This is a genomic window from Acidovorax sp. FW305-C-20-28 (assembly GCF_058783375.1).
Genome location: NZ_JBYSYM010000001.1, coordinates 238181 through 259691 on the forward strand (window position 1 = coordinate 238181; position 21511 = coordinate 259691).

The following is a 21511-nucleotide window of genomic DNA, read 5'->3' on the forward strand; positions in this document are numbered from 1 at the left end:
AGGGTGGATAGGGACATGCTGCGTTGCATAGCGGCAAATCCTAGCACAGGCCCGGTGGCGCTGCCAGGCCCCGGCTTTTTTAACCGCCCTGCGTACGCCGGTCCCAGCCCTCGACCTCGCCCTGCTCCAGCCGCCGCGCCACCAGCTTCTGCCACGACGGTGGCAAGTGCAGTTGCGCCAGTTCGCGCAGTTGCACCGCATCGAGCGTGCGGTGGTAGAGCACCTCGATCACGCGCGACAGCGGCCAGTGCGCGTGTGGGCGCGCCACCAGCGTGATGGCGTCGCCGGCCTGCAGCGTGCCGGCTTCGAGCACGCGGTAGTACCAGCCGGTGCGGCCCGTGCGCTGCAGGGAGAGCGCCATGTCGCGCTGGCCGAAGCGGGTGTTGAGCTTCCAGCAGGGCTGGCGCGTCTGCGCCACCTCGAACAGCACGCTGCCCATGCGCACCTGGTCGCCCCAGCACAGGTCGGCCTCGGCCATGCCGGTGCTGGCGATGTTCTCGCCAAAGGCGCCCGGGCTATCCAGCACGGGCAGATCACCGAGTTCGCTGCGCCACAGCGCATAGTGGTCCAACGGGTACTGGTGCACGGCCTTGTCGGGGCCGCCATGGATGCGCGTATCGCCCTGTTCGTCACCCTGCAGTCCGGCGGCGTCCACGGACACCGGGCCCGCCACGGCCTGTTTGGCGATGGCGCTGCGCACGTCCGGCCGGTCCCCGAAGGGCACGGCGGCCCCGCGCAGCACGGCCACCACCTGGCCCAGCAATACTGGGGTCATGGGGCGCCAATGCCGTCGAGCCAGGCCCCGAACACGGCGTCGGCCGCGCGGGCCAGCGCCGCACCGTGCTTGCGCGCACCGGCGCGCAGCGCATGCAGATCCACGCCCGCAGCGGCCAGCTCGCAGGCATGGCCCACCAGCCACTGCTCGATGCGTGCAAGGTCGGCCTCCAGGTGGAACTGCAGGGCCAGTGCATGCGTGCCCACGGCAAAGGCCTGGTGCGGGCACAGGGGCGTGGCGGCCAGGCCCTGGGCACCCGAAGGGATCTCGAACTGGTCGCCATGCCAGTGCAGCACCGGCGTGCCGTCGTCCAGGGGGGCCAGCACCGAGCGTTCGCCATCCGGCGTGAGGGCCAGCGGTGCAAAGCCGATCTCCTTGTGCCCCATGGGCGCCACGCCGGCGCCCAGGGCCCGCGCCATGAGCTGCGCGCCCAGGCAGATGCCCAGCACCGGCTGGCGGCGCGCCAGCCGCTCGCCCACCAGCGCCAGCGTGTCGGCGAGGAAGGGGTAGGCGGCCTCGTCGAAGGCACCGATGGGCCCGCCCAGCACCACCAGCAGGTCGGGCGCGGGGTGCAGGTGGTCCTTGAGCGGGCCCACGCCGGCATCGTGCATGCGCACGGCATAGCCGCGCTGCTGCAGCAAGGGCGCGAGCAGGCCCAGGTCCTCAAAGGGCACATGGCGCAGCACAAGCGCGGTTTTCATGGCAGTTTCCTTTTTTGTACTAATACATTAAAATTAATGTATGAGAACATTGTACGCCTCAGGCAAAACCGCTGCCGAGATTGCCGACAGCCTGCTGGAAGCCCTGCGCAACGGCGCGCTGCAGCCCGGTGACGCCCTGCCCGCCGTGCGCGCGCTGGCGCAGCAGTTGGGCGTCAACCCGAACACCGTGGCGGTGGCCTATGCGCGCCTGCGCGATGCCGGCCATGTGGTGACCGATGGGCGCCGCGGCACGCGCGTGGTGGCCCCGCCCGCAACCCTGCCCCAGGCCTATGCCGTGCCCGCAGGCCTGCGCGACCTGGCCAGCGGCAATGTCGATGCGTCGCTGCTGCCCCAGCTGCAGGGCGGCGCGGCGGCCTGGGCGGCCCTGGCCTCGTCGGCCGGTTACGAGGCCCCGGCCGACCTGCCCGCGCTGCAGGCCGAGGCACGGCAATGGCTCACGGCCCAGGGCCTGCCCTGCGAGCAGGTCGGGGTGTTCTCGGGCACCCTGGATGCCGTGGAACGCGCCCTGCGCGCGCACACGCACCCGGGGGAGCGGGTCGCGGTCGAAGACCCCTGCTGGCCGCCCATGGTGGCGCTGCTGCACAGCCTGCGCCTCAAGCCCGTGCCCCTGCCGGTGGACGGCGAGGGTCTGTGTGTGCCCGATGCCGCCGTGCTGCAGGGCTGTGCGGCCCTGGTGCTCACGCCGCGCGCGCACAACCCCACGGGGGCTGCTGTCAGCCCCGCGCGCTGGCAGGCGCTGCACCGCCAGCTGCAGGCCTTGCCCCACCTGCTCGTGGTGCTCGACGACCACTGGGGCCCGCTGTCCAGCGCACCGCTGGCCATGGCGGCCTCGTTGCCTGCGCTGTGGCTGCATGTGGTCTCGGTCAGCAAATTCCTCGGGCCCGACCTGCGCGTGGCCCTGGCCACGGGCACCCCGGCCCTGCTGCAGTCCATGCAGGCGCAGCAGGCCCTGGGGCCGCGCTGGGTCAGCCGCATCCTGCAGGGCCTGGTGGCCGGCCTGTGGCGCCAGATGCGCGAAGGCAGCGCGTTGGCCCAGGCGGGCGGCTCCTACGCCGCGCGGCGCCAGGCCCTGGTCCAGGCCTTGGCCGCACACCAGGTGGTGGTGCCGCCCGGCGAGGGCCTGCACCTGTGGCTGCCCGTGGCCGACGAGGCGGCGGTCGTGCAGTCCCTGGCCTCGCTTGGCTGGGCCGTGCAGGCCGGCAGCCCGCTGCGCCTGGCCAGCGCGCCCGCCGTGCGCGTGAGCCTGGGCGAATGCCGGCCCACGGACATGGTGCACCTGGCGGTCGACCTGGCGCAGGCGCTGCGCACCCCCGGCCGTGCCGTGTTCTGAGTTCTAGAATCGCGCCCATCCATCTTCACTACCCACTGCCGGAGACGACCCCATGCCCTACATGCTGCTCATCATGGAACCCCCAGGCCAGCGCGCCGAGCGCGGCCTGGCCGCCGGGCAGGAGGTCTATGCGCGCATGCAGCGCTTCGGTGCCGGCCTGCAGGCGCGCGGCCTGCTGCTGGGCGGCGAATCGCTGGCCAACGACACCGAAGGCGTGCGCCTGCAGGTGCGCGAAGGCCAGCCGCGCCTGGTGGACGGCCCCTTCGCCGAGACCAAGGAGATGGTCGGCGGCTTCTTCCTTGTGGACTGCGCCACGCGCGAAGAGGCCCTGGCCATCGCGCGCGAATGCCCGGCGGCTGAATGGGCGACCATCGAAGTGCGCGCCATCGCCCCCTGCTACGACGGCGCGGTAGCCTGACCCATCAATCCTCGCCCTTCTCCTTGGCCTGGGCTGCGTAAACAAGGCCAATGCGCCGGTACATCCAGCGCCAGGCGAAGACATAGAGCATCACCACCAGGCAGGCCACGCCCAGGCCGGGCCGGAACGGGGTGGAGAAAAAGAAGCGCCAGGCCCAGTAGAGCTCCGAGAAGCCCATCAGCGCGAAGGTGCCCAGGCCCACCCAGGGGCCCTCGGCGCGCCAGGCACCCACGGACACGAAGGCATGGGCGATCAGGGCTGCCAGGCCCAGCACCAGGTTGTTCACCATGGCCAGGAAGGGCCGCACCTCGAACCAGCCCGCCAGGCCCTTGAGCGTGGGCGTGTCGTCGGACTTGGCGCCCAGCATGGTCTTGACGATGAAGGCCGTGAAGAGGCCCTTCTGCTGCAGCCGGCTGGAGGCCGTCTGCTGACTGCCCATCACCGAGTCGACGAGCTTGCGGGTCAGCCAGTCGCTGGATGACGAGGAGCCGCCGGACGAATCGTCTTCCTCCTCGGGCGGCAGCTTCTTGATCGCACCGGGCACCTGGTCGCGCAGGGCCTCGGGCACATGCTCGATGGCGCTGCTGCTGCGCCGCACGGCATAGGCGCACACGGTGAGCGTGCGCCAGGCCTCGGGCAGGTACTCCAGGCGCCAGCCGCTGTCCTTGACGTACTCGATGCAGGCCTCTTCGCTCAGCAAGGCCGGCGGGATCTGCTTGAACTCCTTGACACCCTGGCGCAGCGCGGCGGCGTAGCGTGCCGGCGTCATCAGCCGGCGTGGCACGAAGCGCACCGTGTCCTCGTCGGCGGCCAGGGCCGCGTCCACCATGGCATCGGTGATGCGCTCGCGCGGAATGTCGGCCAGCGTGCGCGGGTGCGACTGCAGCTGCGCCACCAGCGCCGCATCGTCGGCCGCGCCGGCCTGGCCCTGCGCCAGCGCCTGCAGCCAGCGCGTGTCCTCGGCATCGTCCCATTGCGCGCTGTAGGGCGAGTGGATGGAGAGCACGGTCGATGCCTCCAGTGCCGCCTCCTGCTCGCGCCCCAGGGCCCGGTAGGCACTGGCCAGCACATAGTGCGCGTGCTGCTCGTAGCGCATCTGCGGGCGGCCGAGTTGTGCATCGGCAATCGCGCCCTCGTAGTCGCCGGCCCAGAGCTTCACCCAGGCACGGTAGCCATGCCAGTGGCTGCCCTCGCGCGGTTCGCCGTCCTTGCGTGCCTCGGCCAGATCGTCTTCGATCAGCTGTGTGGTCACCGCCAGGCGCAGGGCTTCGGGCACGTGCAGGAAGACGTCCGAGCGGTCCTTGAGCGCGGCCACGCAGACCGGCACGCTGCGCAGCGGCTCGGGGATTTTCTCCAGCGACAGGCCGTTGACGCGCGCCGACACCAGGCACAGCTCGGGCGTGATGAGTTCGGGCGGAATCTCCTCGATCAGGGTGCCATAGTCGTGCCGCACGGCCAGCGCCGCCAGCTCCGGCGTGATCTTCGCCTTGTCGATGTAGCTGATGTTGTAGATATCGGCCTTGAGCGCGGCCTGCTCCACCGCATCGGTGCGCAGCCAGTGCGCCAGGTCGCGCAGCGGGGCCTTGGCGCGCACCGCCTTGAGCGCGAGTTCCGGCGTGAGCAGGCAGCCCCAGATGTCGCACAGGCTGTTGTGGTCCCAGGTCTTGGGCAGGAGGCTGTTGCGCTCGTCGCGCCAGTCCCACTCGTGCTGGTCGGCATAGAGCTCGCGCGCCAGGGCCAGGCCTTCGGCGGTCATGCATTCGGGTGGGATGTTCGAGGCCTCGTCCACGCCGCGGCGGATCAGCGCCGCGAGCCGCGCCGGCGTCTGGAACGGGCCGGGCACCCAGGCCAGGGCCTCCACATCGTTGGCCAGGGCCGCATCCACCATCGCATCGTCGAGCCAGGGGGCGGGCACATGGGCGATCGCATAGCGGTCGCTGGCAACGGCCTGCAGCCACTCTTCGCGCGTCTGCGGCTTCGGCCGCTCGGCAGGCTCCGCGCTGGTGTCGCCATTGGGCTCCTGTACCAGAGCATCACCGGCACTCTGCGGTGCCATGCCGCGGCGAGCGCGGCGCGCCGTCTCCAGTGCATCCAGGCTGGGCGCCACCATCAGGTACAGCTCCGACCAGGTATCGCCATCGCCCGAGTCCGAATGCTTGTACAGCGTGAGCCACTGCTCGCGCGATTCGCGCAGCACGCCGCTGTCGCCCGGCAGGGGCTGTGCCAGCGGCACGGCCCAGGCCTGGGTGAGATCGCCCGAACGGTTCCAGGGTGCGGCGTGCTCAGGGTCGGGGTCGGGCGTGCCGTAGCGCGCGGACAGGGCCTGGACCATGGCCTCGCGGATCCCGTTCACGGCCTGGTCGAGTTCCCTGGCCAGGTAGTCGTAGTGGCCGTTGTGTTCCTCGTTGGTGTAGGTGCGCGCCACGCGGCGCACCACCACCGCGCGGTTCGCCTGCACGGTGTCCTCGTCTTCACCGTCGTCGTCCTCATCATCCTCGTCGTCATCTTCTGATGAGGACTCGCGCTCCAGCGTCGCGCCAGCGGCCAGCTGGTGCAGCCGGGCTTCGGCTTCGTCCAGCAGGGTCTGGGCCAGCGGGGCAATGCCTTCCACGCTGTCGACGGCTTCGAGGTGTTCGGTGGGCGCAGGCTCGAAGAAGGGCCGGGGCGGCCGGCAGTTCTCCTGCGCACCGCTGCGCCACAGCGCCTGGCCCTCGGCATCGAGCAGTGCGACATGCTGGCCGTCGTACACGGCGCGCCAGACCACGGCCGCCTCCTTGTCGACAAAGGCCACCTGGCCATCGCGCGTGAGAAAGGGCACCACGGGGGTGTCGGGCTGCTCGTCCGCCAGCCAGCCTTCGCCATCGGTCAGGGGTTCGAGCAGCCCATCGTCCACGGTGAACACCCGGCCATCGGTGTGCAGCAGGCCCCAGGTGGCCGGGCGGTCTCCCTTGCGGCGCTGGTAGGTGCGCACCACGGCAAAGCCGCCCTCCTCGCGGAAATGGCTGCCCCAGGCCAGTGGCGGGGTGGGCAGCGGCGTGCCATCGGCACGCAAAAAGGCGGTGCCGTTGTAGGTGCTGGCCGCCAGCCCGCAGGCCATGTGGCGCGAGAGGTGGCGCTCGCCTTTCACCACCACATGGCCCTTGGCATCCAGGTAGCCATGGCCTCTGTCCCAGGAATTGGGCTCGTCGAAAAAGGCCAGTCCCTCGCTGTTGAAGGTGTCGATGCTGGGATAGCACGGCTCCAGCACCCATTGGCCGCGCGTGTCGATCAGGCCGTAACTCTCGCCGTCCAGCGAGGCCGGGGTGGTGGGGGTCTCTCCAAAGGGCTGTGCGCGCTTGAAGCGCGGCTCGATCACCCAGCGGCCCGTGCCGTCCACGAAGCCATCGCCGAGCTGGTTCGTGCCCTTGATCTTGCTGACCGCACGCGCCAGTCCCCCTGCCCCAAACAGGCTCAGATCGCGAAAGCTCTCGTCGCAGGTGAACTGGCCCGCGCGGTCGATGATGCGCCAGGCATTCTTGCCCACCTTCACCGCACTCAACCCGTCCCGAAACGGGCGGGTGTCTTCGAAGGCCGGCGCTATCACCACCTCGCCTGCCAGGTTCACGAAGCCCCAGCGCCCGTCCTGCTGAAAGCGGGCCATGCCGTCCTCGGAATAGCTGCGCGCGTTCTCCAGCGTGGGCGGCACGCGCCAGCGGCCTTCGGCATCGATGTAGCCCCAGCGGCCATCGCCCGCCTGGGCCGCGGAGATCCAGCCCCCCTGGCCGTCGGCATTGAAGCGCAGCAGCGCCTGTAGCCCCTCGGGCGGGCTGACGGCCCGGCCTCGGTGCACGATCACACGGGCATGGCGGGTGCTGTCGGGGGACAGCGGAATGTGGGCAATCCACGGGGGGGTGGCAGCGGTGTTCTTTTCCATGGTCCTTTTCCTCCGCGCGGGATCGTAAGCGCGGGCCTGGACACTCCGGGCCCCCGATCCCCTGCCTGCGCGAAAAGCCGGGCATTTGTCACGCTTTGCGCCACCTGGCACCACGCCCTGTCGGGTGGCGCCAGGCCGACCGGGGTGGATGTATCAGTTGGTGAAAACTGTTGCCTTCAGTGCCGAAGGGACTTGGCAGCCGCGCGCACGGCGGCCAGGAACTTCGCTGCGGCCGGGGTGGGCTGCGCGCCGCGCCGGGTGATGGCGCTGATGGTCAGTTCAGGCAGGCGCTCGCGCACGGGGATCGCGCGGATGCCGTGGCGCGCCAGCTCGCGTTCCACCACCGGGCGCGCAAACGCGCTGACCAGATCGCCGCGGCCCACCAGGGCGCGCGTGATCTCCATCGAGCGGCTCACCACGATGCGCTGGGGCGGCTCCGTGCCACTGCCGGCGAACAGGTCTTCCACCATGGCCCGGTCCCAGCCCACCCACTCCTCCTGCTGCAGCGCCGCCAGGCTGCGCACCCGCGCACGGGCATGGCCCACGCGCGCGCAGATGGCCAGCGGTGTGGTGAGCAGTTCCTCGCAATCGAACTCGGGGCCCGTGCGCTCCATGCGGTGCTGCACCAGGGCCAGGTCCAGCAGGCCCTCGCGCAGCGCCGGCAGCACCATGGGAGCCAGGCCTTCGCTGAACTCCAGCGCCGTGGTCGGCAGTTCGGTACGGAACAGGGCCAGTGCCTGGGGCAGCAGCGCCATCGCAGGCACGGACGACACCGCCACGCGCACGCAGCCGAGCCGGCCATCGCGCATCTGGCGCAGCTCGTCGCGGGCGCGCTCGGCCTCCTGCTCCAGCAGGCGCGCGCGCCGCTCGAAGGCCAGAGCGTACTCGGTGGGTGTGACGCCCTGGGCACCGCGCACGAACAGCGGCACCGCAAGGTGGTCCTCCAGTTCGCGGATCGCACGTGAGATGGCGGGCTGGGTGATGTGCAGCGCGTTGGCTGCCTGGCGGATGCTGCGCAGCTGCATCACGGTGAGAAAGGCTTTGAGCTGGTGCGGCTTCATCGGCATCCTGGGCGAAGGGGGTGATGCATTTCAGTTTTCACAGTAACGAAATTGTGACTGTTCGTGGCATGGGTGTGTCGATAGAGTGGGGGCCGTCGTTCCCACCCTTCCCCAAGGCTTTCTCCATGAACCACCGGCTTCTGCCCCTTGCCGCCCTGCTCGCCAGCCTGGCGTTCACCAGCTCTGTCCAGAGCCAGACGGCATCTCCCCTGGCCCAGCGCGTGCTGGCCCTGTCCGACGCGGCCGAGCCCCAGGTGATCGCCTGGCGCCGCCATATCCACCAGCACCCCGAGCTGTCGTACGAAGAGGTGCAGACGGCCGCCTACATCGCGGCGGCGCTGGCCAAGATGCCCGGCATCGAGGTGCAGACCGGCATTGCCAAGACCGGCATCAAGGCCGTGCTGCGCGGCGGCAAGCCCGGCCCCGTGGTGGCCCTGCGCGCCGACATGGACGCCCTGCCCGTGCAGGAGCGCAACGACCTGCCCTTCAAGTCCACCGCGCGCGCCCAGTGGCGCGGCAACGAGACGCCCGTCTCCCACGCCTGCGGGCACGACACCCATGTCGCCATGCTGCTGGGCGCGGCGCAGGCGCTCTCCAGCGTGCGCAGCGAACTCGCGGGCACGGTGGTCTTCCTGTTCCAGCCGGCCGAGGAACTGGGCCCCGGCCCCGTGCCCAGCGGTGCCAAGGCCATGATGGAGGCCAAGGTGCTCGAGAACCCCAAGGTCGACGTCGTCATGGGCCAGCACATCAGCGCGCGGGCACCGGGCAACACCCTGGCCTACCGCGCGGGCAGCTTCATGGCCAGCGGCGATGCCTTCAACATCAAGCTCAAGGGCAAGGGTGGCCACGGTTCCTCGCCCTGGACGGCCAAGGACCCCACGCTGGCCGCGGCCGAGATCGTGCTCGCCCTGCAGGGCATCATCAGCCAGCAGATCGACCCGCTCGACGGCCCCACCGTGGTCACCGTGGGCCTGCTGCAAAGCGGCAACCGCGTGAACATCCTGCCCGACACGGCCGAGATCGGCGGCACCGTGCGCTCCCTGTCGGCGCGCAACCAGAAGGTCGCGCACGAGGGCATTCGCCTCAAGGCCGAGAAGATCGCCGAGAGCGCGGGGCTCACGGCCGAGGTGACCATCGACACCGGCTATGAGGTCGTGGTCAGCGACCCGAAGATCACCGCCGCCCTGGCCCCTGCCTTCGCCGCAGCGGCCGGCGGCGCCGACAAGGCCAGGGAGGTGCCGCCCTCGATGGGCTCGGAAGACTTCGGCTCCTTCGGCGGCAGCGGCGTGCCCGTGGTGTTCTGGAACCTGTACGCCTCGCCGTTCGCTGACAAGCCGGGTGCGCCCAACCACTCGTCCGAATTCGTGATCGACGAGAAAGCGCTGCGCATCGGCGTGCGTGCGCTCACCAGCGCCACCCTGGCGTACATGGCGCAGAACCCTGCCGCCAAGCGCTGAGCGCCGCAGTCCCGCTCGCCACACAGCCCATGCCGCACCCGGCATGGGCTGTTTTCATTCGGAAGACGGAAATTTTCTAGGTGCAAACCCTGATTTTCCAGAATCCGTGTCGATTCCGCTCTGGCCCATCCGTCGTGGAGGTATGAGCGCAGAGAAATCTTGGTCTCTGCGCCACCACTTCCACCACAGGAGATCTGCCATGCGATTCATGATTCTGGTCAAGGCCAGCCCCGAGAGCGAAGCCGGCGTGCTGCCCGGCGAGGACCTGCTGGCCGCCATGGGCGCCTACCACGAGGAGCTGTCGCGCGCCGGCGTGCTGCTCGACGGCATGGGCCTCAAGGCCAGCACCCACGGCTGGCGCGTGCGCTACGGCAGCGGCGGCCAGCGCACGGTGGTCGACGGCCCGTTTGCCGAGACCAAGGAACTGCTGGCCGGCTACACGCTGATCCAGGTGCGTTCGCGCGAAGAGGCCATGGAATGGGCGCGGCGCTTTCCCAACCCGCGCGGCGAAGGGCTGGAAGCCGAGATCGAGGTGCGCCCGGTCTTCGAGCTCGACGACTTCGTGCAGGGCGAAGCCGTGCAGCGCTTTCGCGACATCGAAGCGGCCCGCCACTGACGCATTCATCCCAGGAGAACCCCATGATCAAGACCATCGCCCTCGTGGCCCTTGCTGCCATTGCCCTGCTGCTGGCCTTTGCCGCCACCCGCCCCGACACCTTCCGCGTGGAGCGCAGCCGCGTGATCCCCGCCCCGCCCGAGCGCGTCTTCGGCCTGATCCAGGACCTGCGCCGCTTCAACACCTGGAACCCCTACGAGCGCAAGGACCCCGGCGCCAAGGGCCAGTACAGCGCTGCCACCGCCGGCCCCGGCGCGCGCTATGCCTGGCAGGGCGACAAGGTGGGCACGGGCAGCATGGAGATCACCGAGGCCACGGCCCCCGCCCACGTGGGCATGAAGCTCGATTTCATCGCCCCTTTCGAGGCGCACAACCGGGCAGACTTCACGCTGCAGCCCGAGGCGGGCAACGCCACCCGTGTCACCTGGGCCATGCACGGCCCCGTGCCCTACATGGCCAAGGTCATGCACCTGTTCTTCAGTGTGGACCGCATGGTCGGCAAGGACTTCGAGGAGGGCCTCGGCTTCCTCGCGGCCGAGGCCGCCAAGTGATGCTGCCCGGCTTTCGCATCACCCCCTGTTTTCCCCGTCCCTTATCCCTTATCGTTCCACCACTTTTGGAGACCGCCATGCAACACCAGATGATCTTCGTCAACCTGCCCATCAAGGACATGGGCCGCTCGCAAGCCTTCTTCCGCGCCCTGGGCTACGACTTCAACCCCCAGTTCACCAACGAACAGGGCGCCTGCCTGGTGCTGGGCGAGAACCTGTTCGTGATGCTGCTCGTCGAAGAGTTCTACAAGACCTTCACCGACAAGGCCATCGCCGACGCGAAGAAGACCTCCGAAGTGCTGGTCTGCCTCTCGGCCCAGAGCCGCGAGGAGATCGACACCCTGGTGGCCAAGGCGGTCGCCGCCGGCGCCACGGCACCGCGCCCGCCGCAGGACCATGGCTTCATGTACGGCCACGGCTTCGATGACCTCGACGGCCACACCTGGGAGTTCGCCTACATGGTGGACGCCAGCAAGGCGCTGGGCTGAAGGCCATGGGCGTGCCCGACGCTGATGCGCTGCACCGCACCATCGAATCGGTATGGCGCATCGAGGCGGCCCGCATCATCGCCCGCGTGGCGCGCATGACGCGCGACGTGGGCCGGGCCGAGGAGCTGGCGCAGGATGCGCTGGTCTCCGCCCTGGAGCACTGGCCCGCCACCGGCCTGCCTGACAACCCCGCCGCCTGGCTCATGACCACCGCCCGCAACCGCGCCCTGGACCACCTGCGCCAGCAGGCCATGCAGGCGCGCGAGCACGAGGCCCTGGGCCATGACATGGAGGCGCTCGAAGCCCAGTACGCGCCCGACTTCGTCGACGCCCTGGACGCCGCGCGCCAGGACGACATCGGCGACGACCTGCTGCGCCTGGTCTTCACCGCCTGCCATCCCGTGCTCTCGACCGAGGCGCGTGTGGCCCTGACGCTGCGGCTGCTGGGCGGCCTGTCCACGGTGGAGATCGCGCGCGCCTTTCTGGTGCCCGAGGCCACCGTGGCCCAGCGCATCGTGCGCGCCAAGCGCAGCCTCACGGCCGCGCATGTGCCCTTCGAGGTGCCCAGTGCTGCAGAGCGCGCGCCGCGCCTGGCCTCGGTGCTCGAGGTCATCTACCTGATCTTCAACGAAGGCTATGCGGCCACGGCCGGCGACGACTGGATGCGTCCGGCCCTGTGCGGCGAGGCCCAGCGCCTGGTGCGCGTGCTCGCAGGCCTGGCGCCCGACGAGCCCGAGGTGCAGGGCCTGGTGGCGCTGCTGGAGATCCAGGCCTCGCGCCTGGCTGCGCGCACCGATGCCGAAGGCCGCCCGGTGCTGCTCATGGACCAGGACCGCTCGCGCTGGGATGCCCTGCTGGTGCGCCGCGGCCTGGCCGCGCTCGACAAGGCCGAGCAGCTGGCGCGCGCCGGCCATCCCTGGGGGCCGTACGCGCTGCAGGGCGCCATCGCGGCCTGCCATGCGCGTGCACGCCGCGCCGAGGATACGGACTGGCACCACATCGTGGCGCTGTACGACGCGCTGCTGCAGGTCTCGCCCTCGCCCGTGGTCGCGCTCAACCGCGCCGTGGCCGTGGGCATGGCCGACGGTCCCGCCGCGGCGCTGGCGCTGGTCGAGCAGCTGGGCGCCGACCCCGCCCTGCGCGACTACCACTGGCTGCCCAGCGTGCGCGGCGACCTGCTGGCCAAGCTGGGCCGCCACGGCGAGGCCCGCACCCAGTTCGCGCATGCCGCCACGCTCACGCGCAACGCGCAGGAGCAGGCGCTGCTGCTGCAGCGCGCCGCGCAATGCGGCGCGTGACAGGGGGCGGTCTTTGCCGTAACGTGCAGCCCTCCAAGGAGCGACCGCCATGCACCCTGCGCCCACGCCCCCGTTCCCGCTCGAAGGCGGCTGCGACTGCCACCATGTGCGCTACCGCATGGAGACGGCGCCGCTGTTCGTGCACTGCTGCCACTGCCGCTGGTGCCAGCGCGAGAGCGGGGCTTCGTTCGCACTCAACGCCATGATCGAGGCCGACCGTGTGCACCTGCAGGGCGGCAAGCCCGTGCTGGTCGAAACGCCATCGGAAAGCGGCCTGGGCCAGAAGATCGCGCGCTGCCCGCACTGCCACGTGGCCCTGTGGAGCCACTATGCGGGCGCGGGGCCGCTGGTCTCCTTCGTGCGCGTGGGCACGCTCGATGCGCCCGACCACCTGCCGCCCGACATCCACATCTTCACGCGGTCCAAACAGCCCTGGGTGGTGCTGCCCGAGGGCGCCAGGGTGGTGCCCGAATACTACGAACGCGAGGCGCATTGGCCGCCCGAGAGCCTGGCGCGCCGCCAGGTGCTGCTGCCGCGGATCGCGGCCTACCGGGCGTCGATGGGGTTCGATCCGCTGTAAGGGGCGGCCAGGGCCTTGCGCTTCTTGCGCGGCAGGTGCTTCAGGGAGGGGTGCACGGCCGGCTTGGGCGCAGCCCCCAGTGCCGCACGCGCCAGCGCATCGGCCTCGCCATTGCGGTGGCGCGGTATCCAATGGATCTTCACGCCATCAAAGCCCGCCAGCAGCGCGCGTGCCGCCGCGTACAGCGGCGCGAGCCGCGCGTGGGCGGCCGCAGGTGTGCCCATCTGCTCCACGAGCAGGCTGCTGTCGCTGTAGATCTGCAGTGAAGTGGCACCGTGGGCGCGGGCCTCGGTCAGCGCCAGCACCAGGGCACCCAACTCGGCCTCGTTGTTGCAGCCCGTGGTGTGCGTGGCCTGCGACAGTGCATGGCGCGTGCCGTCGGGCGCCACCAGCACGGCGCCCAGGCCCATGCGGCCCGGGTTGGGGATGGCGCTGCCATCGCAGTGGATGACCCAGGGCGCGGGCAGGTCCATGGTGGCGGTGGACGGTGCCTTATTCGGGCTGGCGGTAGTACGCTTCCACTTTCCCTTTGAGCTTGATGATCAGCGGCTGGCCCTTGCGGTCCAGCGTCTTGCCGGCAGGCACCTTCACCCAGCCCTCGCTGATGCAGTATTCCTGCACGTCGGTGCGGTCCTTGCCGTTGAAGCGGATGCCGATGTCGTGCTCGAACACGGCCGCCACATGGTGCGGGCTGCGCGGGTCGGCAGACAGGTGGTCGGGCAGCGGTGGGGCTTGGGTGGTATCGGTCATGGAAACAAAGGGGGTTCGGTTCAAGTCGGCAACCGCGCATTTTCGGCGATTTGGCGGCATGCCCGCGCCGGCAAAGCAAGGTTGCGGGCAGGGGATCAGCAGGCCGCCGGCACCGCAGGCCTGTTGCCATGCTGGGCCAGCAGCTTGCCGACCTGGGGCTTGGCGCAGCGCTGCAGCGCCATCAAGAGCGCATGGCCGGGCTCGGCCACGCCCCAGCGCTGGCGCAGGTCGTGCTGCATGCGCGCCAGCAGCTCGGCCGCCATCTCGGCGTCGGCCAGGGCCCGGTGGGCCCGGCCCGTGCGTGGCAGGCCGTGGTAGTCCACCAGCGAGCCGAGCTTGTGGCTCGGCGCCTCGGGGTACAGGCGGCGCGACAGCAGCACCGTGCAGGCGAAGGCGTGCGGCGCGGCCACGCCGGCCAGGGCCAGCTCGGCCTGCCAGAACTTGCTGTCGAACGCGGCGTTGTGCGCCACCATGGGCGCATCGCCCACAAAGCGCGCGGCGTCCTGCATCACGCCGGCGGCATCGGGCGCGGCATTCACCATGGCGTTGGTGATGCCCGTGAGCTGGATGATGAAGGCGGGGATCCAGGCGCCGGTCTTCATCAGGCTCTGGTAGTGGTCCACCCGGCGGCCGTTTTCCAGCAGCACGATGGCGATCTCGGTCGCGCGCGCGCCCTGGCCGGGCGAGACGCCCGTGGTTTCAAAGTCGATGACGGCGATGCGGGACATGGGGTCCGGAGGATATACCGAAGCCCTTGCCCCGTCCCGGGCCCAGGGCTTGCCGCCGTCCGTGCCGTGGCGGGCGGGCCTCAGGCCGCCGTGTAGGTGTAGTCCACCGGCACGCGCAGCTCGTAGACCGTCTGGCTGGCGGCATTCTTCATCACCAGCCGCACGCTGCTGAGCTTGCCGGGGTCGATCACGGTGAAATGCTTGGACACGACGCCCGTGCCCACCTGCTTGCCCGTGGTGCCTTCGTAGGTCATGTTGGCCTCGGTCTCGGGGATGACCCAGATGTCCAGGCCCTCTTCGCTGTTGATCGCGTAGGCGAGGTCCACGTCGATGCGCGTGCCGGCCTTGACCACGGCCGGGGAGGGAATGGACACCTTGACGCCGGTGATCTCCGAGCCCCGGCCATCGTTCAGCCATTCCTCGTCGGCCTCGTCGTCGGCTTCGTAGGTGAAGTCCACGGCCAGCGGCTGGTTGAACACCTCCACGAACTCCTGGTTCTTGGCCACGATGAACAGCTCGCGCACGGTGCCTGCCTGCGTCAGGTGCACGCGGCGGGTCACCTGGCCCTTGCCGGGCTCCAGGCTGTCGCGCGAGCCCTCGTAGATCGAGTCGTAGGTGGTATCGAGGATCTTCACCCAGATATGCAGCGGCTCCCGGGGCGCCGTGTAGCGGTAGTCCAGGGTCACGGTGATGGGGGTGTTGGCGGGCAGCACGCTGCCCGACGGCGGGTTGATGCGCACGCCGGTGATCTTCAGGTCGGTGCGGGTGTTGTCCTGGCGCCGGGCGCGCCGCCAGAAGTAGACCACCAGGCCGATGGCCACCAGCCCCGCGATGGTGATGTAGACGTTCTCCATGTGATTTCCCCTCTCCCTTGGTCGGTACCGCGCCTTGTGTGTACTGGCTGTCGCTGCAATGGGCGGCGCGGGTGGTCCCGGGGGCGGATTATGGTGGCGCGCGCTGCGGTATCAACTGCGGGAATGCGCGAGGAAGAAGCGCAGCATGGCCTCGGTGGCCGAGATTCCCCGCGGATCGGTGTGGCTGCCGCGCGCATCGCCGCCGGCCCAGGCGTGGCCGCTGCCATGCAGCACCCAGTGCTCGGCCAGCGTGGTGCCGCCGCCCTGGTACACGGTGCGCGTATAGGCCTGGCCCTGGGCCGACCGCCCGGTGCTGACCGACGGCACTGCTCCCTCGGGGGCCACGGCCAGCGCTGCTTCGATGAGCTGCTCGCCATTGCGCGGGTGCACGGTGGCATCGGCATCGCCGTGGAAGACGATCAGTGGTGGCGCCTGCTCCAGCCGCACGATGGGCGGCACCGGTGCAAAAGGGCTGGTGCTGGTGGGCTTGGCGCCGGTCTTCATGGCCGACAGCGCGGCCATCACGTTCTGGGCGGCACCGGCCGCCAGGCCCGAGTGCACGCCCGCGGCGGCAAACACATCGGGGTATTCGCGCGCCAGCAGGGCTGCCATGGCACCGCCGGCCGACAGGCCCGCCACATACACCCGCCGTGCGTCCACCGGGTGGCGCGCCATCACCTCGCGCACCATGGCCACCAGCGTGGCGGGCTCGCCGCTGCCGCGCCGCTGGTCCTGGGGCTGGAACCAGTTCCAGCAGGCCTTGGGGTTGGCCTGGCCGGACTGGGCGGGGTAGAGCACCAGGGCACGCTCGCGCGCTGCTGCGCGGTTCATGCCCGTGCCGGTGGCGAAGTCCTCGGGGTCCTGGGTGCAGCCGTGGAGCATCAGCACCAGGGGCAAGGGGCCGGCGGCGGTGCTGGCACCCGGCGGCACATACAGGTAGTAGTGGTCTTGCGGCGCGCCGGCCCGTGCAAAGGCCACGCGGCGGAAGCTGCCGGGTGCCTCGGCCGCGTGTGCCGGGGCGGGCTGCGGTGGCTGCGCGCTCGTGGGCGCTTCCTCCACCCGGTCGAGGATCACGGTGGCGTCTTCGACATCGGCCTGCGCATAGCCGTTGCGCCAGCTCGGGCCCGATGGCGCGGCGGCCAGGGTGGGTGCCGGGGCTGCAGGCGCCCGGGCTTCGCGCAGCGGCGCACCACCCAGGGCCTGCTGGATGGCGCGCGTGGCGTCGGCCAATTGGCCCTTGCGCACCAGGTCGGTGGCGTTGCCGAGGAATTGCTTGAGATGGGGGTTCCAGTCCATGGGAAGGTCCTTGGGTCTGCGGATAGGGCATGCGCCGGTCATGGCGCCGGCGCCCTGGGGCGGCCGGTGCCGTCGGTTTTTGTCTCGGGATGCCGCCGCTCGAAGGGGCCGGTCTGGAATGGAAGGGGGCAAAAAATCGCCGTTGTGGTGCCCTGGACACCGCGCCACGGTGGGAGGCGCTTGTTTCAGCCGATGATGCGGCCCGCCAGCGCCGCCTTGACCGCCGGGCTGGCGTGAAACGCCCCGAGCACCGTGACCGAGGCGATCGTCGCCTGTGCCAGCTCGGGCGTCACGTCGTCCTCGATGCTGGCCAGTCCCAGCACGCGGATCTCCAGCGTCTGGCCTGCCGCCTGCACGGTCTCCAGGTCGGTGCGGCCAAAGCGCTGCAGGCCCAGCACCAGCATCTTGCGTGCCACCACCTGGCGCACGGCCTCGTTCTGGGTGCTCAGCTGGTTGCGGATGGCCGTGCGGATGAAGTCCGTGCGGTTGGCGTAGAAGCCCTCCGATACGAGCAGATCGATGTGCCCCAGGTCCACATAGCCGAGGTTGATGGTGATCTTCTCTGAATCAGGGACCTTGCTGCGCAAGGCCGAGGGGGGGCTGAAAGTGGGGGTCATGGTATGCCTTCTGGTCGGTTTACGCCATCCATATGGATGGTAAATGGATGGTGTGCCGGCCTTTTCAAGTGCAGGTCCTCAAAAAAGAAAGAGCCCAAGGGCCCTTTCTGGTGCGTGGCGGCGGCGCGGCGAGATCAGCCCGCACCGCGGCTGCCCCCGCCACTGCTGCTGCCGGCCGCGCCCTGGCGCGACTGGCCCTGGTTGCCGCTGCCCAGGTGGGTGTCGCGGTCGCCGCGGCTTTCGGGGGTGCGGCGGCCCTGGTTGGTCTGGGTGGCCTGGTCGCCTGCGCTGTTGTGGGCGTTGGCCACCTTTCCGCTGCCGTCACTGGCGGCATTCGGGTCGTCTGGCTGGTTTTCCTTGCTGCTCATGGCAATCTCCTCGGGTCCGGTCATGAAGGGCGCGCCGGGCGGGCGCACCGCGGTGTGCACGCTGCTGCCTGCCTCAGGACAGCGTCAGTTCCTGGTGCTCGCCCAGGTCGCGCGGCTGCTCGCCGGTGATGGCGGCCTTGGCCATCTTGAACAGCTGCACCATCTTGCTTTCCTTGACGTCCCAGAACTCGGCGTGGCCGATGCGCACGGCCAGCAGTGCCAGGTTGGGGTCGGTGTGGCCCGCAGGGAACCAGGCCTTGGCCATGGGCGACCACAGGGCCTCCTTCTGCGCCAGGTCCTCGACGAAGCTGGCCTGGCCCGACAGGGAGACATAGCTGTCATCGCCGGGATCGGCATAGGACACGTTCACCTGGCCGTCGGTCAGCAGGCGGCCATAGAGCTCGCCGTTGCGTGGAATGAAGAAGTACAGCAGCGACTGCTCGTCGATGCTGCGGTTCTGCGTGGTCAGCGGGTGGGCATGCAGCATGCCGTTGGCATGGCGGTGCGTGAGCATGCCGAATTTAATGTCCTTGATCAGCTTCCACAGCGTCTCGCGGGCGGGGGTCTCGTGTTGCATGGGGTGCCTCCGGCGGGTGGTGAATCGGTAAAAATTCACTGTAGGCCGCCAGGCAGCCCGGGGGCGTCGGTATCCGGCCCGGCTTGCCTAGGGCGTTTGTCCGACAGCGCGCGGGGTCAGCGCGCCGTACGCCGTTCCAGCGCAAACGGCGGCAGGCCCTTGAGCAGGCGCTGCCCGTACGAGGTGTTCATGAGCCGCTTGTCGTAGCAGTACACATGGGCCTGGTCTTCCTCGGTGCGGATGGCGCGGCCCACCCACTGGGCCAGGCGGATCGCGGTGGCGGGCACCACCAGCTCGCTGAACGGGTCGCGCCCCACGGCGCGCAGCCATTCGGCGCGGGCCTCGCCCACGGGGTCGTCGGGCGGGGCAAACGGCAGCTTGGTGATGAACACCGACTCGCACAGCCGCCCCGGCAGGTCCAGCCCCTCGCCGAAGGACTGCATGCCGAAGATCACCGAGGGCAGGCCGTCGGCCACGCGCTCGCGGTGGCGCTTGAGCAACTGGGTGCGCGGCAGCGCGTTCTGCACCAGCACCACATTGCGCATGGCGGTGGGCAGGGCATCGACAGCCTGGCGCATCTGCTCGCGCGAGGTGAACAGCACCAGCGCACCGTATTCCACGTTGGCGATGTCGTAGAGCAGCGCTTCCACCATCTCGGCCGTGAACTGCGCGGCGTTCTTGGGGTCGGCGCGCGTCTCGGCCGCAATCAGCGTGCCCTGGGCGGCGTAGTCGAAGGGGCTCGGTACCTCCAGCGTGGTGGCGGCCGCATCGCCGTGCAGGCCCGATTCGCGCATGAAGAACTCGAAGTGCCCGCAGCTGGTGAGCGTGGCCGAGGTCAGCACCGCACCGCGCACCGCGCTCCACAGGTGGTTGCGCAGCGTGGTGCCCGGCAGGATGGGGCTGGCATGCGCCTTGACGACGATGAAGTCGCCCTCCACCTCCAGCGTGAACCACTTGGCCGCCGGCACGGCGCCCTCGGGCGCGTCCTGCAGCAGCAGCTGGGCGGTGGTGTGCAGCTCTTCCAGGCGCGGCGCCAGCATGCCGATCTGCGCATACAGGGTGGACAGGCGGCGCGCCTCGTCGGGCTTGTCGCGCATCTCGGCGCGCAAGGCCTTGGAGATGGCGCGCAGCGCTTCGAGAAAGCCCTCGGCGCTGGCCGACAGCAGGCCGAGCGGCGCGAGCAGCGGCTCGGGCAGCTCGCCGCGCGGCACGCGCACGCGCGCCGGGCCCCAGGTGTCCCTCTGGCTCTTGAGGGCCGGGCCGTAGACGTCCATCACGATGCGCGCCAGGTCCTGCAGCGTCTGGCGCAACTGGCCCGAATGCTTGGGGATGTCGGCGATCTCCTCGACCTCCAGCAGCGCGCCGATGCGCAGGCCGCGGCTCGCCAGGCGCTCGATCCAGGTCAGGCGGCTCAGGTCCATGCTGCAGGAGAACTGGTCCAGCGCGGTCGCAGGCAGGTGGTGGGCTTCGTCGAGCACCAAGAGGCAGTTGTCCAGCTCGGGCAGCACGCGCGCGCCCAGCGAGGACAGCAGCAGGTCGTGGTTGGCCACGATCACCTGCGCACCCACCAACTCCTTGCGCTTGTCGTAGTAGGTGCACTGGCTGAAGGCCGGGCAGTGCTTGCCGGTGCAGGAGGCGCCCTCGGCCGCCACGGCGCTCCAGACCTCGGGCTCGGGCGGCGTGTCCAGGCTGTCGCGGTCGCCGTCCCAGGCGCCCTGGGCCAGGGTTTGCGACATGGCCGAATAGAACTGGATGCGCGCCTCGGTCTCCTGGCGCGGGCGCTTGGCGCGGGCCGCGGCCTCTTCCTCGGCGAACAGGTCGTCCTCCATCGGGTCTTCGCTCGCCTCCCCGGTGCCGGCCAGCCGGTCGAGCTTGAGCTTGCAGACATAGCGCCCGCGCCCCTTGGCCAGGGAGAACTTGAAGGGCTGGGGCAGCAGTTTGGCCAGGGCCGGCAGGTCCTTGTGCACCAGCTGCTCCTGCAGCGCCACCGTGGCGGTGGAGATCAGCACGCGCGTGCCGCGTGACAGCGCCATGGCGATCGCCGGTGCGCAGTAGGCCAGGGACTTGCCCACGCCCGTGCCGGCCTGGATCACGGCGATCGAGCGCGTGGGCGCGGCCTCGCCCGCCTCCTCGTCCACCTTGCCCAGCGTGGCGTGGCTGAAGGTGTGGGCCACCTGCTCGGCCATGCGCCGCTGCCCCCCGCGGCTGCGAAACCCCGGGGTGGCCTGCACCACCGCATCGAACGACTGCAGGGCCGCCTGGGCCCACTCTGCTGAAGACATAAGGACGAGAGTGTGGCATATGGTTGGGCATACAGTATTTTTGAGGGCATGGGCCTACACGGCAGCCCTTGGCGCCTGCCTACCATGGGGCTGTACACGCGCCCCATGGCGCGGCCCAGGAGATTCCCATGACCACAAGCGCCGAACCCCGCACGACCCCCGCCTCGGTGGACACCACCCGGCGCCAGAGCGCCAACACCCCCTCACCCGGTGGTGCAGTGGCCACGGGCAAGCCCCAGGCGCAGGACCCCAAGCTCCCCCACGAGCGCGATCAATCCGTGGACATGACCCACGGCCAGCCCGACGTGCAGGTGCAGCAGGCCTACCGCGACGTGCAGCGCGGGCTGCAGGACACCGACCGCGGGCCCCCGGCCGACAAGGCCTACCAGAAGCAGAAGTAAGTAGCCCCGGTGCGAACGGCGCAGCCCACCCTGCGGGTGTGCGCCAGAACAACACCCGAAAAAAGCCTGCCGGGTGCAGGCGGCGCTGCGCGCCAATCTAATGGTTGCCAGCGCAACCCATTCCCCTATACTGAAAAGCACTGAAACGGCACCCCCGTGCGAAAGCCGGGTCCGCAAAGTCACCGGTCTACCGGCCCTGGAAGCAGTTCCCGGGCCCAGGACGGCGGGACTGCCACGTTGATCCAGGGTTGCTCAGGGGAGCCGCCGTCTCAGTTGTTGTCGCATACCTACAACCACGAGGCTGCCTCCAGCGATGCAACACCGCCACGGTCCCGCACTCGCCGCCGTTCCTGTTCCTGTTCTTCCTGCTTCGAGCGCGGGCCGGGCCTTCCATGGCCGCCTTCCAGGGCGCCATCCTGCACAGGGGGC

22 protein-coding genes and 1 riboswitch are annotated in these 21511 nt (G+C 70.0%); of the genes, 9 read left to right on the forward strand and 13 right to left on the reverse strand.

All coding sequences use genetic code 11. From position 1 onward, the window contains the following. Window positions 1-79: 79 nt before the first annotated feature. Together AC3WOH_RS01150 and AC3WOH_RS01155 are read right to left on the reverse strand one after the other, a co-directional pair. Complete coding sequence (locus AC3WOH_RS01150) at window positions 80-775, reverse strand: MOSC domain-containing protein (RefSeq protein ID WP_492227582.1); 696 nt, start codon at window positions 773-775, stop codon at window positions 80-82. After that, window positions 772-1476 (reverse strand): glutamine amidotransferase, encoded by a 705-nt coding sequence (locus AC3WOH_RS01155; RefSeq protein WP_492227583.1) that lies wholly within the window; start codon window positions 1474-1476, stop codon window positions 772-774. Before AC3WOH_RS01155 ends, AC3WOH_RS01150 begins: the two co-directional genes overlap by 4 nt. Before the next feature lie 40 nt (window positions 1477-1516). On the opposite strand from AC3WOH_RS01155, the gene AC3WOH_RS01160 reads away from it, so the two are divergent. Continuing rightward, window positions 1517-2827 (forward strand): aminotransferase class I/II-fold pyridoxal phosphate-dependent enzyme, encoded by a 1311-nt coding sequence (locus AC3WOH_RS01160; RefSeq protein WP_492227584.1) that lies wholly within the window; start codon window positions 1517-1519, stop codon window positions 2825-2827. Window positions 2828-2879: 52 nt separating this feature from the next. Then, entirely contained in the window at window positions 2880-3245 is a 366-nt protein-coding gene (locus AC3WOH_RS01165) for a YciI family protein (RefSeq protein ID WP_492227585.1), read from the forward strand. A gap of 4 nt (window positions 3246-3249) precedes the next feature. Here the strand turns inward: AC3WOH_RS01165 and AC3WOH_RS01170 are convergent, their stop codons facing one another. Both AC3WOH_RS01170 and AC3WOH_RS01175 read right to left on the reverse strand, forming a co-directional pair. After that, window positions 3250-7158, reverse strand: coding sequence for a WG repeat-containing protein (locus AC3WOH_RS01170; RefSeq protein ID WP_492227586.1), 3909 nt, complete (start codon window positions 7156-7158; stop codon window positions 3250-3252). Between the two features lie 176 nt (window positions 7159-7334). Further along, on the reverse strand, window positions 7335-8219 hold the full coding sequence (locus AC3WOH_RS01175) for a LysR family transcriptional regulator (RefSeq protein WP_492227587.1): 885 nt from the start codon (window positions 8217-8219) through the stop codon (window positions 7335-7337). A gap of 125 nt (window positions 8220-8344) precedes the next feature. Here AC3WOH_RS01175 and AC3WOH_RS01180 point away from each other — a divergent pair, with 125 nt between their 5' ends. The 6 genes from AC3WOH_RS01180 to AC3WOH_RS01205 all read left to right on the forward strand — a co-directional run bounded on the left by AC3WOH_RS01180 (window position 8345) and on the right by AC3WOH_RS01205 (window position 13209). Then, window positions 8345-9676, forward strand: coding sequence for a M20 metallopeptidase family protein (locus AC3WOH_RS01180; RefSeq protein ID WP_492227588.1), 1332 nt, complete (start codon window positions 8345-8347; stop codon window positions 9674-9676). 199 nt (window positions 9677-9875) lie between these two features. Continuing rightward, window positions 9876-10292: a YciI family protein gene (locus tag AC3WOH_RS01185; protein WP_492227589.1), complete on the forward strand. Its 417-nt coding sequence runs from the start codon at window positions 9876-9878 to the stop codon at window positions 10290-10292. 23 nt (window positions 10293-10315) lie between these two features. After that, entirely contained in the window at window positions 10316-10843 is a 528-nt protein-coding gene (locus tag AC3WOH_RS01190; protein WP_492227590.1) for an SRPBCC family protein, read from the forward strand. A 77-nt stretch (window positions 10844-10920) separates the two neighbouring features. Continuing rightward, complete coding sequence (locus tag AC3WOH_RS01195; protein ID WP_184855233.1) at window positions 10921-11331, forward strand: VOC family protein; 411 nt, start codon at window positions 10921-10923, stop codon at window positions 11329-11331. A gap of 5 nt (window positions 11332-11336) precedes the next feature. Further along, window positions 11337-12629 carry an RNA polymerase sigma factor gene (locus AC3WOH_RS01200; protein ID WP_492227591.1) on the forward strand — a complete coding sequence of 431 codons (1293 nt, stop codon included), beginning with the start codon at window positions 11337-11339 and terminating at the stop codon, window positions 12627-12629. Between the two features lie 49 nt (window positions 12630-12678). After that, window positions 12679-13209, forward strand: a complete 531-nt coding sequence (locus tag AC3WOH_RS01205; protein WP_492227592.1) for a GFA family protein — start codon at window positions 12679-12681, stop codon at window positions 13207-13209. On the opposite strand, the gene AC3WOH_RS01210 is transcribed toward AC3WOH_RS01205, so the two are convergent. The 9 genes from AC3WOH_RS01210 to dinG all read right to left on the reverse strand — a co-directional run bounded on the left by AC3WOH_RS01210 (window position 13176) and on the right by dinG (window position 20681). Beyond that, window positions 13176-13682, reverse strand: coding sequence for a ribonuclease HI family protein (locus tag AC3WOH_RS01210; RefSeq protein ID WP_492227593.1), 507 nt, complete (start codon window positions 13680-13682; stop codon window positions 13176-13178). The genes AC3WOH_RS01205 and AC3WOH_RS01210 overlap by 34 nt on opposite strands. A 19-nt stretch (window positions 13683-13701) precedes the next feature. Next, window positions 13702-13959 (reverse strand): DUF3297 family protein, encoded by a 258-nt coding sequence (locus AC3WOH_RS01215; protein WP_184855236.1) that lies wholly within the window; start codon window positions 13957-13959, stop codon window positions 13702-13704. A 95-nt stretch (window positions 13960-14054) separates the two neighbouring features. Beyond that, window positions 14055-14687, reverse strand: a complete 633-nt coding sequence (locus AC3WOH_RS01220) for a 3'-5' exonuclease (protein WP_492227594.1) — start codon at window positions 14685-14687, stop codon at window positions 14055-14057. 80 nt (window positions 14688-14767) lie between these two features. Continuing rightward, window positions 14768-15541 carry a hypothetical protein gene (locus AC3WOH_RS01225; RefSeq protein WP_492227595.1) on the reverse strand — a complete coding sequence of 258 codons (774 nt, stop codon included), beginning with the start codon at window positions 15539-15541 and terminating at the stop codon, window positions 14768-14770. 111 nt (window positions 15542-15652) lie between these two features. Beyond that, window positions 15653-16837 (reverse strand): extracellular catalytic domain type 1 short-chain-length polyhydroxyalkanoate depolymerase, encoded by a 1185-nt coding sequence (locus tag AC3WOH_RS01230; RefSeq protein WP_492227596.1) that lies wholly within the window; start codon window positions 16835-16837, stop codon window positions 15653-15655. 185 nt (window positions 16838-17022) lie between these two features. Further along, window positions 17023-17454, reverse strand: coding sequence for a CopG family transcriptional regulator (locus AC3WOH_RS01235; protein WP_492227597.1), 432 nt, complete (start codon window positions 17452-17454; stop codon window positions 17023-17025). 134 nt (window positions 17455-17588) lie between these two features. Next, window positions 17589-17822, reverse strand: coding sequence for a hypothetical protein (locus AC3WOH_RS01240; protein ID WP_492227598.1), 234 nt, complete (start codon window positions 17820-17822; stop codon window positions 17589-17591). A gap of 73 nt (window positions 17823-17895) precedes the next feature. Next, on the reverse strand, window positions 17896-18399 hold the full coding sequence (locus tag AC3WOH_RS01245) for a pyridoxamine 5'-phosphate oxidase family protein (protein ID WP_145694118.1): 504 nt from the start codon (window positions 18397-18399) through the stop codon (window positions 17896-17898). Between the two features lie 116 nt (window positions 18400-18515). Next, window positions 18516-20681: an ATP-dependent DNA helicase DinG gene (dinG, locus tag AC3WOH_RS01250; protein ID WP_492227599.1), complete on the reverse strand. Its 2166-nt coding sequence runs from the start codon at window positions 20679-20681 to the stop codon at window positions 18516-18518. A gap of 128 nt (window positions 20682-20809) precedes the next feature. Between dinG and AC3WOH_RS01255 the strand changes: the two genes are divergently transcribed. Beyond that, entirely contained in the window at window positions 20810-21082 is a 273-nt protein-coding gene (locus tag AC3WOH_RS01255) for a hypothetical protein (RefSeq protein ID WP_492227600.1), read from the forward strand. 137 nt (window positions 21083-21219) lie between these two features. Continuing rightward, a riboswitch (cyclic di-GMP riboswitch) is annotated at window positions 21220-21319 on the forward strand. Window positions 21320-21511 lie beyond the last annotated feature (192 nt).